Genomic DNA, 10,501 nt, shown 5'->3' with positions numbered 1-10,501 from the left:
GCCCCGGTCCCTGCCCCTTCGAGGAACACCGTGGAACCGGCTCTGCCGGGCCGCTGGTGTTGCCCCCGGAGGGGGTTGGCGTAGCGACACGAAGTGCGCGAAGCCTGGGGGAGAGCCCGTACTTTCCCTGTAAGCATTTGTCCGTACCGTCGCGGTCAGCCGACGGTCAGCCGCTGGCGACGACCCTCGTCCCTTCGAAAACAGAGGGTCGAGACAATGAAAATCAAGAGACAGGCGGACTTCTTCTCAGGAGTCATGTTCGCCGCCGTCGGTGGCGCGTTCGCCATCGGCGCCACCACCTACACCATCGGCGACGGCGCCCGCATGGGGCCGGGGTACTTCCCGCTGATGCTGGGCATCCTGCTGGCGCTGCTGGGCGCGCTGATCATGTTCCAGGCCATGGTGGTCGAGAGCGCCGACGGCGACAAGATCGGCAAATGGGCCTGGAAGCCGCTGGCTTTCGTGCTCGGCGCCAACCTGGCCTTCGGCGTGCTGCTGGGCGGCCTGCCCAGCGTCGGGCTGCCGGCGATGGGCATGATCATCGCGATCTACGCGCTCACGATCATCTCGAGCATGGCAGGCGAGCACTTCAAGCTGCGCGACGTGCTGGTGCTGGCGACCATCCTGGCAGCCGGCAGCTATGTGGCCTTCATCTGGGCGCTCAAGCTGCAGATCCAGGTCTGGCCCACGTTCATTTCGGGTTGAGGAGCACACCGCCATGGAACTGTTCCACAACCTGGCGACCGGCTTCGGCGTCGCCTTCACCTTCACCAACCTGCTGTACTGCCTGGTCGGCTGCATCCTGGGCACGCTGATCGGCGTGCTGCCGGGCATCGGCCCGGTCGCGACGATCGCGATGCTGCTGCCCGCCACCTACGCGCTGCCGCCCGTGTCGGCGCTGATCATGCTGGCCGGCATCTACTACGGCGCCCAGTACGGCGGCTCGACCACGGCCATCCTGGTGAACCTGCCCGGGGAGTCGTCCTCGGTGGTCACCTGCATCGACGGCTACCAGATGGCAAGGCAGGGCCGCGCAGGCCCTGCGCTGGCCGCGGCCGGCCTGGGCTCGTTCTTCGCGGGCTGCGTCGGCACGCTGATCCTGGCCGCCTTCGCGCCGCCGCTGACCGAGCTGGCCTTCAAGTTCGGCCCGGCCGAGTACTTCTCGCTGATGGTGCTGGGCCTGATCGGCGCGGTGGTGCTGGCCTCGGGCTCGCTGCTCAAGGCGGTGGCGATGATCGTGCTGGGCCTGCTGCTGGGCATCGTGGGCACCGACGTGAATTCGGGCGTGGCGCGCTTCAGCTTCGACATTCCCGAGCTCACCGACGGCATCGGCTTCGTGGTGATCGCCATGGGCGTGTTCGGCTACGGCGAAATCATCGGCAACCTCTCGCAGCCCGACGACGAGCGCGAGGTGTTCACGCACAAGGTCAAGGGCCTGTGGCCCACCAAGGACGACTTCAAGCGCATGACGCCCGCCGTGCTGCGCGGCACGGCGCTGGGTTCGGCGCTGGGCATCCTGCCGGGCGGCGGTGCGCTGCTGGCGGCCTTCGCGGCCTACGCGCTGGAGAAGAAGATCAAGATGCGCCCCGGCGAAGTGCCCTTCGGCAAGGGCAACATCCGCGGCGTGGCCTCGCCCGAGTCGGCCAACAACGCCGGCGCGCAGACCTCCTTCATTCCGCTGTTGACGCTGGGCATTCCGCCCAACGCCGTGATGGCGCTGATGGTAGGCGCGATGACGATCCACAACATCCAGCCCGGCCCGCAGGTGATGACCAGCAACCCCGAGCTCTTCTGGGGCCTGATCGCCTCGATGTGGATCGGCAACGCGATGCTGATCGTGCTGAACCTGCCGCTGATCGGCATGTGGATCAAGCTGCTGACGGTGCCCTACAAGTTCCTGTTCCCTGCCATCGTGCTGTTCTGCGCGATCGGCGTGTACTCGACCAACAACAACACCTTCGACGTGTGGATGGTGGCGATCTTCGGCTTCATCGGCTACCTGTTCCTGAAGCTGCGCACCGAGCCGGCCCCGCTGCTGCTGGGCTTCATCCTCGGGCCGATGATGGAAGAGAACCTGCGGCGCGCGCTGCTGCTGTCGCGCGGGGCGTGGAGCGTGTTCGTGACGCGGCCGCTGTCGGCAGGGCTGCTGATTGCCGCAGCCTTGCTGCTGGCCATCGTGCTGTTGCCCGCGATCAAGGCGAAGCGCGAAGAGGCCTTTGTCGAGGACTGACCTCGGCGCCCCGAAAAAAAGCCCCTGGCCAGACGCGAGGGGCTTTTTTTTATTTCAGGAACGCGTCGTAAGCCGTCTTCAGGATCAGCGCACTCACCACCACGATGAACACGATCCGCACGAAGCCCGCCCCGTGCTTCAGCGCCACGCGCGTGCCGACCAGGCTGCCGGCCACGTTGGCCACGGCCATCACCAGCCCGTAGTGCCACCAGACGTGGCCCTTGGCGGCCAGCAGGATCAGCGCGGCGGCGTTGGTCAGGGTGTTGATGACCTTGGCCGAGGCCGAGGCGTTGAGGAAGTCGTAGCCCATCCAGCGCACGAACAAAAACACCAGGAAGCTGCCCGTGCCCGGCCCGAAGAAGCCGTCGTAGAAACCGATGGTCAGGCCGATGGTGCTGGCCGCCAGCGTCTCGGCGCGGCCGCTGAAGCGCGGCGCATGCAGCCGGCCCATGTCCTTGCGCGCCAGCGTGTAGACCAGCACACCCAACAGGATGACCGGCAGCGCCCGGCGCAGGAAGTCGCCCGGGAAGACCGTGACGGTCCAGGCGCCGAGCATCGAGCCGCCGAAGCCCAGCAGCGCGGCCGGCCACATCGCGCTCCAGCGCATCTGCACCCGCTGGCTGAACTGGGCTGCCGAGGCCGCCGTGCCCCAGATGGACGCGCTCTTGTTGGTGCCCAGCAGCGTGGCGGGCGGCGCGCCCGGAAACACCGCAAAAAGGGCCGGCACCAGGATCAACCCGCCGCCGCCCACGATCGCATCGATAAAACCCGCGAGCAGTGAGGCGCCCGTGACCACCAGCATTTCCATGCGGGCGATTGTCTCACCGGAATCGCTATCGAAACGATAGCTGTGGTGGCCGATACCGGCTGGCCAGGAGGCTTGTTTGGCCTGGAGGAAAGCGCCTGCATTCGCGCTGCGAACAGGCAAAAAAAAGCGCCGACCAGCGGCGCTTTTCAAATATCAGACAGGCATCTCGTACGGAGCCTTTGAAGAATGTTCTTGTTGATCGATCGGAAGCTTGTCTCCTCGGACCCTCGGCAGTACGAGCAGGGCCCGTCGCGAGTGCGCAGATTGTGCAAGCGCGCACCCGCCCGGTGCATTAGGAATTACCCGCTTCGTGTTACTTCGACCCTCCGGTTGGGAAACCAAAGTGTTTCAGTCAGTTAACAAGATGGCATGACTCGTGCACACAGGCCTCTTGTCCACCACTCCAAGAAGAAACGGTCATGGCCCTGCTGGCACCCCAAGCCTCCCTGAACGCGGCCGACACCGCCTGGATGATGACCTCGACCGCGCTGGTGCTGCTGATGACGCTGCCCGGCATCGCGCTCTTCTATGCCGGCATGGTGCGGCGCAAGAACGTGCTGGCGACCATGGCCGGGGTGGTGGCGATCGCCGCCGTGGTCTCGCTGACCTGGTTCGCGCTCGGCTACTCGCTGGCCTTCACGCCCGGCTGGCCCTGGCTGGGCAAGCTCTCGCGCATCGGCTTCTCGGGCTTCGAGTACCTGAAGGAGGCCGGCCAGGTGGCTGTGAGCCACGTGGCGCCGAACGTGCCGGAATCGGTCTACGCCATGTTCCAGCTGAGCTTCGCGATCATCACGACCGCGCTGGTGCTCGGCGCGTTTGTCGAGCGCATGCGCTTCTCGGCGCTGCTGTGGTTCGCGCTGCTGTGGAGCGTGCTCGTGTATGCGCCCGTGGCGCACTGGGTGTGGGAGCCGGGCGGCTGGCTCGCGCAGATGGGCGCGCTCGACTTCGCGGGCGGCTCGGTGGTGCACGTCAACGCGGGCATCGCGGGGCTGGTGTGCGCCTATGCGCTCGGGCCGCGCCGGGGCTACGGGCGCGAGGCCTTCGAGCCCTACAGCCTGGCGCTCACCATGACGGGCGCGGGCCTGCTGTGGGTGGGCTGGTTCGGCTTCAATGCCGGCTCGGCGGTGGCGGCCGACGGGCGCGCCGGCCTGGCCATGCTGGTGACGCACATCGCGGCGGCGGCCGGCGCCATGAGCTGGATGATCGGTGAATGGATCGTGCGCCGCAGCCCCTCGCTCTTGGGCCTGTGCTCCGGTCTCGTGGCCGGGCTGGTGGCGATCACGCCGGCGGCCGGCTTCGTCACGCCGCTGTCGGCGCTGGCCATCGGCGCCATCGCCGGGCTGGCCTGCTACTGGGGCGCCACGGGCCTGAAGCACCTGCTCGGTGCGGACGACTCGCTCGACGTGTTCGGCGTGCACGGCATCGGCGGCATCGTGGGTGCGCTGCTCACTGGCGTCTTCGCCGACCCGCGCATCTCGGGCGCGACGGGCAATGTGCTGACACAGGCGATCGCGGTCGCCAGCGTGGCGATCTACAGCGCGGCGGGCACGGCCATCGTGTTGTTCCTGGTGCATGTGCTGGTCGGATTGCGCGTCGACCCCGAGAGCGAACTGGTGGGCCTCGATCTTGCTCAGCATCGTGAACACCTGGGAGCCTGACCACCCGAGGGAGACGCCATGCCATCCATGTCCGAAAGCGAACGCATCGCGCTTGCAGCACGCCTTCACGTGGCACTGCGGCGAAAGCACGGGCGCGTGACCGACACCGAATGGATGGCCACCAACGCCGAGTACGCCGCCGAGATCGTGCGCATGACGCGCCAGCACGCCGCCGAGACGAAAGACGACGAACTCGACCAGCTCGCCACGCGGCTCGAGCAGGCCATGGAGCCGCTGGCCCGCGCCGCGCGGCTGGCGGCGCGCCAGCCCGACGGCCTGCCGCCCACGCCGCCGCCGCGCTACATCGGCGGCCTGCGCTGACGACGCCTCAGTTCGCGGCCAGCGCGGCCTTGCGGATCGACGCCAGCGTGCTCGCGGGCGTGATCGCCTCCGGGTCCAGCAGGCAATGCAGGATCGCCGGCTTGCCGCTGGCGCGCGCACGCGCCAGTGCGGGGCCGAATTCTTCCGTCGTGGTCACGCGCTCGCCGTGCCCGCCGAACACCTCGGCATAGCCACGGAAGTCGGGGTTCTTCAGCTGCGTGGCGCTGATGCGGCCGGGGTAGTGCTTTTCCTGGTGCATGCGGATCGTGCCGTACATGCCGTTGTCCAGCAGCACCACGAGGATCGGCAGGCCGTACTGCACGGCGGTCGCGAACTCCTGGCCGTGCATCATGAAATCTCCGTCGCCCGCGAACACGACCACCTCGCGCTCGGGCCACAGCCGCTTGGCGCCTACGCCGGCCGGCAGGCCGTAGCCCATCGAGCCGCTGGTCGGGGCCAGTTGGCTCGCGAACGCGCGGAACGGCCAGAAGCGATGCACCCAGGTCGCGAAGTTGCCCGCGCCGTTGCAGAAGATGGTGTCGGCCGGCAGCACCTCGCGCAGGTGCTGCATGACCTCGCCCATCTGCAGCGGGCCGGGGATGCGGACCGCGGCCGGATCGCTCCAGCGCAGGAAGTCTTCGCGCGCGGTGTTCGTCTCGGCCTGCCACACGGGTGGCGACGCGGGGCGCAACGCGGACACCGCTTCGGCAAACGCCTGCGGCGTGGCGTGGATGCCCTGCGTCGGGCGGTAGAGCTTGCCGAGCTCGTCGGCATCGGCATGCACATGGACCAGCGCCTGCTTCGGCTGCGGGATCGCGAACAGCTCATAGCCTTGCGACGGCACTTCCGACAGGCGCCCGCCCACCAGCAGCACGAGGTCCGCATCGCGGATGCGCGCCAGCATGCGCGGATTGGCGCCGAGCCCCAGGTCACCCGCGTAGCAGGGGTGCTCGGCGGACATCAGCATCTGGCGGCGGAACGAGCAGTACACGGGCAGCGCATGCGCCTCGGCGAACTGAGCGAACTGCTGCGTCGCGGCTTCGGACCAGCGGCTGCCGCCCAGGATGACGACCGGCCGCTGCGCCTGCGACAGGCGCAGCTGCAACTCGGCGATCTGCGCCGCGCCCGGATGCGTTTCGGTGACGGCATACGGCAGCGCATCGGCCACCACGGCGGCTTCGGTCAGCATGTCTTCGGGCAGCGCGATCACCACCGGACCGGGCCGGCCCGAGGTCGCGACATGGAAAGCGCGCGACACCAGCTCGGGCACGCGCGCCGGGTCGTCGATCTGCACGACCCACTTGGCCATCGTGCCGAAGACCGCGCTGTAGTCCAGCTCCTGGAAGGCTTCGCGGCCCATCGCGTCGCGCGCGACCTGGCCGACGAACAGCAGGAGCGGCGTCGAGTCCTGGTGCGCGATGTGCACGCCCGCCGCCGCGTTGGTGGCGCCGGGGCCGCGCGTGACGAAGCAGATGCCGGGCTGGCCCGTGAGCTTGCCCTGCGCCTCGGCCATCATCGTCGCGCCGCCTTCCTGCCGGCACACCGTCACGTCGATCGATGCGTCGTGCAGCGCGTCGAGCACGGCCAGGAAGCTTTCGCCGGGCACGCAGAAGAGCTGCTGGACGCCATGGGTGATGAGCTGGTCGACCAGGATCTGGCCGCCGGTGCGGGAGGAAGTCATGAGGGTTCCAGTGGAATGAAGAGGAGAGGTCAGGAGAGCGCGGCGCAGGCGGCGGCGATGCGCGCGCACGCCTCTTCGAGCTGCGCCATCGACGTCGCATACGAGATGCGGAAATACGGTGCAAGCCCGAACACGCTGCCCGGCACCACCGCCACCTCGACCTCCTGCAGCAGGTAGCGGCAGAAGTCGCTGTCGGTCTGCAGCAGCGCGCCGGCGGCGGTGCGCTTGCCGAGCACGCCGGCGCAGCTTGCGAAGGTGTAGAAGGCGCCCTCGGGCACGCGGCAATGCAGGCCTGGCGTGCGGTTGAGCGCGGCCACGACGACATCGCGGCGCTGTTGAAAGGATGCGCAGCGCTCGGCCACGATGCCTTGCGGCCCGGTGAGCGCCTCGATCGCCGCGGCCTGGCTCACCGACGAGGGGCACGAGGTCGACTGGCTCTGCACCACGGCCATCGCGGCGATCAGCGCGCGCGGTCCCGCGCCGTAGCCGACGCGCCAGCCGGTCATCGCATAAGCCTTCGACACGCCGTTCACCGTCAAAGTGCGTTCGCGCAGCCGCGGCTCCACGGCCACCGGCGTTGCGAACGCGAGGCCGTCGTAGAGGATGTGCTCGTAGATGTCGTCCGCCAGCACCCAGACGTGGGGGTTGTCGAGCAGCACGTCGGTGATCGGTTTCAGCTGCGCCGCGCTGTAGGCCGCACCGCTCGGGTTCGACGGCGAGTTGAGAAACAGCCAGCGCGTGCGCGGCGTGATGGCCACTTGAAGCTGCGCCGCGGTCAAGCGAAAGCCGTTCTCCTCTCCGCACGCCACCGACACCGGCACGCCGCCACAGATCTGCACGATGTCCGCGTACGACGTCCAGTACGGCGCAGGCAGGATCACCTCGTCGCCCGGGTTCAGGCTCGCCATCAGCGCATTGAAGATCACCTGCTTGGCGCCCGCGCTCACGCTGATCTCGTCGAGTGCGAAGTCCAGCGCGTTGTCGCGCTTGAACTTCAGCTGCACCGCCGCCTTCATCGCCGGGCTGCCGTCGAGCACCGTGTAGCGCGTGTCGCCGCGCGCAATGGCCTGCGAGGCCGCATGCCGGATGTTCTCGGGCGTGTCGAAGTCGGGCTCGCCCGCGCCCAGCACGATCACCGGGCGGCCGGCGCGCTTGAGCGCCTGCGCATGGTCGGTGATGCGCAGGATCTCCGAGACGTGGATGGCGCGCACGCGTTGCGCCGGCGAGAACACGGCGGCGTCCGTCACTTGGCGTAGGTCTCCAGCGGCTTGTCGTTGGGTTCGAGCACGAGCTGCTTGAGCGCGGGGCTCATCGGCAGGTTGAGGCTGGTGTTCTTCGGCGGGATCGCGGCCACGAACCACTTGGTGTAGATCTTCTCGAGCTCGCCGCTCTTCATGAGCTTGCGCAGCGAATCGTCCACCGCCGCCTTGAAGGCCGGGTCGTCCTTGCGGAACAGGAGCGCGATCGGCTCCGAGCCCAGCGCCTCGCCGGTGATGCGGTAGGCCGTCGGGTTCTTCGAGTTCGCGATGATGCCGGCGAGCAGGTTGTCGTCGAGCACGAAGGCATCGGCGCGGCCCGACTCCATGAGCAGGAAGCTTTCCAGGTGGTCCTTGCCGAGCATCGTGTTGTACGAGACGTTCTGCGCACGCTCGCGCTTGCGCAGCAGCTGCACGGCGGTGGTGCCAGTCGAGGCCGACACGTTGCGGCCCGCGAGCTGGTCGAGCGTGGTGATGCCCGAATCGACCTTGGTCGCCATGCGCACTTCGCTCACGTACGTGGTGAGCGCGAAGGCCACCTGCTGCTGGCGCGCGGTGTTGTTGGTGGTGGGGCCGCAGCCGATGTCCAGCGTGCCGTTCTGCACCAGCGGGATGGTGTTCTGAGCGGTCACGGCCATGTACTCGAGCTTGGCGTTGGGCGTGATGTCCTTCAGCACGCGCTCGCAGAGCTCGACGTGGTAACCCACGTACTTCTCGCCCGCGCCCAGCATGTAGGCCATGGGCGGCGAGGCTTCGCGCACGCCGAGCACGACCTTGCCGCTGGTCTTGATCTTGTCGAGCGTGCCGCCCGTGGGCGCCTGCTGCGCGGTGGCGGTGGTGCCGAAAGCGAGCGCAAGCAGCGCGGCGGTGGCGAGGGTCTTCAGTTGCATCTTCATCTTTGCTGTCTCCTGGTGGTTTTTCTGGGGGGATAGGTGCGGCCGCTGCCTGGCCGCTGCGGCGAAATGCCGCGCAGCAGGCACCACGGGCCGGGGTTGTTCAGTCGCCGATGTCGAAGGTCACGCCTTGAGCCAAGGGCAATGCCGTCGAGTAGTTGATGGTGTTGGTGGCGCGGCGCATGTAGGCCTTCCAGCTGTCCGAGCCCGCTTCGCGCCCGCCGCCGGTTTCCTTCTCGCCACCGAAGGCCCCGCCGATCTCGGCGCCGCTCGGGCCGATGTTGACGTTGGCGATGCCGCAGTCGGAACCGGCGCTGGACATGAAGCGCTCGGCCTCGCGCACATTGAGCGTGAAGATCGACGACGACAGGCCCGCACCCACCGCGTTGTGCCATTCGATGGCTTCGTCGAGCGTGCGGTAGCGCACCACATAGAGGATGGGCGCGAAGGTCTCGCGCAGCACCGGGCCGTCGTGCGACTTCAGTTCGACCAGCGCGGGGCGCACATAGAACGCGTCCTGCGTCCCGATGCCCTCGACGCGCTGGCCGCCGTGCACCGTGGCGCCGGTCTCGCGGCTTTCGCTCAAGGCCTTCTGCATGCCGTCGAAAGCGGCGCGGTCGATCAGCGGACCGACCAGCGTGCCGGCCTCGCGCGGGTCACCCACCTGCACGTTGCCGTAGACCTTCACGAGCTGGGGCACCAGCTGGTCGTACACGCTCTCGTGCACGAACAGGCGCCGCAGCGTGGTGCAGCGCTGGCCGGCCGTGCCCATGGCCGCGAAGGCGATGCCGCGCAGCGTGAGGTCCAGGTCGGCCGAGGGCGTGACGATGGCAGCGTTGTTGCCGCCCAGTTCGAGGATCGCGCGGGCGAAGCGCGCCGCCAGCTTCGGTCCGACCTGCCGGCCCATCGCCGTGGAGCCCGTGGCCGAGAGGATCGGCACGCGGGGGTCGTCGACCAGCACCTCGCCGATGTCGCGCCGGCCCAGCAGCAGGCCGAGCAGGCCTTCGGGCGCGTCGCCGAAACGTTCGATGGCGCGCTGCGCGATGGCGTGCACGGCCAATGCGGTGAGCGGCGTTTTTTCCGACGGCTTCCAGACCACCGGGTCGCCGCACACCAGCGCGAGCGCCGCGTTCCACGACCACACGGCCACGGGAAAGTTGAAGGCCGAGATCACACCGCACACGCCCAGCGGATGCCATGTTTCCATCATCCGGTGCTCGGCGCGCTCGGTGGCCAACGTGAGGCCGTAGAGCTGGCGCGAGAGGCCGACCGCGAAGTCGCAGATGTCGATCATTTCCTGCACCTCGCCCGCGCCTTCGGACGGGATCTTGCCGGCCTCCAGCGTGACGAGGCGGCCCAGGTCGCGCTTGGCGGCGCGCAGCTCTTCACCCAGCAGGCGCACCAGCTCGCCGCGGCGCGGCGCCGGCACCAGGCGCCAGGCCTTGAAGGCCTCGTGCGCACGGCCGATGGCGCCGGTGGCTTCCACGGCCGTGGTCTGCGGCACCTGCGCGATCACCTCGCCGCTGACCGGCGAGCGCACCGTGAGGTCGCCGCGGGTGTGGGCGGTGCGGGGCACGCCCAGGCGATGCAGCAGTTGGTCGACCTCGGCGGGAAGGGACACGGGGGTCTGGACTTCTGGCATGGACGCTCCAGG

Annotated in this window: 9 protein-coding genes; 4 read left to right on the top strand and 5 right to left on the bottom strand. The window is 68.5% G+C overall.

Going from position 1 to position 10,501, the window contains the following annotated elements; genetic code table 11:
* Nucleotides 1–216: 216 nt before the first annotated feature.
* Both AC3WQR_RS22285 and AC3WQR_RS22280 read left to right on the top strand, forming a co-directional pair.
* A complete protein-coding gene (locus tag AC3WQR_RS22285; RefSeq protein ID WP_062472776.1) occupies nucleotides 217–705 on the top strand; it encodes a tripartite tricarboxylate transporter TctB family protein in 489 nt (162 codons plus the stop codon).
* A 13-nt stretch (nucleotides 706–718) separates the two neighbouring features.
* Nucleotides 719–2,230 (top strand): tripartite tricarboxylate transporter permease, encoded by a 1,512-nt coding sequence (locus tag AC3WQR_RS22280; protein WP_095949765.1) that lies wholly within the window; start codon nucleotides 719–721, stop codon nucleotides 2,228–2,230.
* Nucleotides 2,231–2,279: 49 nt separating this feature from the next.
* Here AC3WQR_RS22280 and AC3WQR_RS22275 read toward each other — a convergent pair whose 3' ends face one another.
* Nucleotides 2,280–3,038, bottom strand: coding sequence for a sulfite exporter TauE/SafE family protein (locus AC3WQR_RS22275; protein ID WP_139703963.1), 759 nt, complete (start codon nucleotides 3,036–3,038; stop codon nucleotides 2,280–2,282).
* 419 nt (nucleotides 3,039–3,457) lie between these two features.
* Between AC3WQR_RS22275 and AC3WQR_RS22270 the strand changes: the two genes are divergently transcribed.
* Both AC3WQR_RS22270 and AC3WQR_RS22265 read left to right on the top strand, forming a co-directional pair.
* Entirely contained in the window at nucleotides 3,458–4,696 is a 1,239-nt protein-coding gene (locus AC3WQR_RS22270; RefSeq protein ID WP_492743739.1) for an ammonium transporter, read from the top strand.
* Between the two features lie 18 nt (nucleotides 4,697–4,714).
* A complete protein-coding gene (locus AC3WQR_RS22265) occupies nucleotides 4,715–5,017 on the top strand; it encodes a hypothetical protein (RefSeq protein ID WP_159273528.1) in 303 nt (100 codons plus the stop codon).
* Nucleotides 5,018–5,024: 7 nt separating this feature from the next.
* Here AC3WQR_RS22265 and AC3WQR_RS22260 read toward each other — a convergent pair whose 3' ends face one another.
* The 4 genes from AC3WQR_RS22260 to amaB all read right to left on the bottom strand — a co-directional run bounded on the left by AC3WQR_RS22260 (nucleotide 5,025) and on the right by amaB (nucleotide 10,489).
* Nucleotides 5,025–6,698 (bottom strand): thiamine pyrophosphate-binding protein, encoded by a 1,674-nt coding sequence (locus AC3WQR_RS22260; protein ID WP_492743736.1) that lies wholly within the window; start codon nucleotides 6,696–6,698, stop codon nucleotides 5,025–5,027.
* A gap of 29 nt (nucleotides 6,699–6,727) precedes the next feature.
* Nucleotides 6,728–7,945 (bottom strand): pyridoxal phosphate-dependent aminotransferase, encoded by a 1,218-nt coding sequence (locus AC3WQR_RS22255; protein ID WP_492743734.1) that lies wholly within the window; start codon nucleotides 7,943–7,945, stop codon nucleotides 6,728–6,730.
* Nucleotides 7,942–8,850 (bottom strand): amino acid ABC transporter substrate-binding protein, encoded by a 909-nt coding sequence (locus AC3WQR_RS22250; RefSeq protein WP_492743732.1) that lies wholly within the window; start codon nucleotides 8,848–8,850, stop codon nucleotides 7,942–7,944. Before AC3WQR_RS22250 ends, AC3WQR_RS22255 begins: the two co-directional genes overlap by 4 nt.
* 100 nt (nucleotides 8,851–8,950) lie before the next feature.
* Nucleotides 8,951–10,489, bottom strand: a complete 1,539-nt coding sequence (gene amaB / locus AC3WQR_RS22245; RefSeq protein WP_492743730.1) for an L-piperidine-6-carboxylate dehydrogenase — start codon at nucleotides 10,487–10,489, stop codon at nucleotides 8,951–8,953.
* Nucleotides 10,490–10,501 lie beyond the last annotated feature (12 nt).

Source organism: Variovorax sp. FW305-3-2-15-B-LB1, from assembly GCF_058787635.1.
Note: the sequence above shows the minus strand (reverse complement) of the source record. Positions and strands in the feature narration are given on the sequence as shown.

What these genes read in the sequence shown, in the direction of transcription:
- AC3WQR_RS22285 (WP_062472776.1), top strand. Translation starts at nt 217, where the DNA reads ATGAAAATCAAGAGACAGGCGGACTTCTTCTCAGGAGTCATGTTCGCC.
- AC3WQR_RS22280 (WP_095949765.1), top strand. Translation starts at nt 719, where the DNA reads ATGGAACTGTTCCACAACCTGGCGACCGGCTTCGGCGTCGCCTTCACC.
- AC3WQR_RS22275 (WP_139703963.1), bottom strand. Translation starts at nt 3,038, where the DNA reads ATGGAAATGCTGGTGGTCACGGGCGCCTCACTGCTCGCGGGTTTTATC.
- AC3WQR_RS22270 (WP_492743739.1), top strand. Translation starts at nt 3,458, where the DNA reads ATGGCCCTGCTGGCACCCCAAGCCTCCCTGAACGCGGCCGACACCGCC.
- AC3WQR_RS22265 (WP_159273528.1), top strand. Translation starts at nt 4,715, where the DNA reads ATGCCATCCATGTCCGAAAGCGAACGCATCGCGCTTGCAGCACGCCTT.
- AC3WQR_RS22260 (WP_492743736.1), bottom strand. Translation starts at nt 6,698, where the DNA reads ATGACTTCCTCCCGCACCGGCGGCCAGATCCTGGTCGACCAGCTCATC.
- AC3WQR_RS22250 (WP_492743732.1), bottom strand. Translation starts at nt 8,850, where the DNA reads ATGAAGATGCAACTGAAGACCCTCGCCACCGCCGCGCTGCTTGCGCTC.
- amaB (WP_492743730.1), bottom strand. Translation starts at nt 10,489, where the DNA reads ATGCCAGAAGTCCAGACCCCCGTGTCCCTTCCCGCCGAGGTCGACCAA.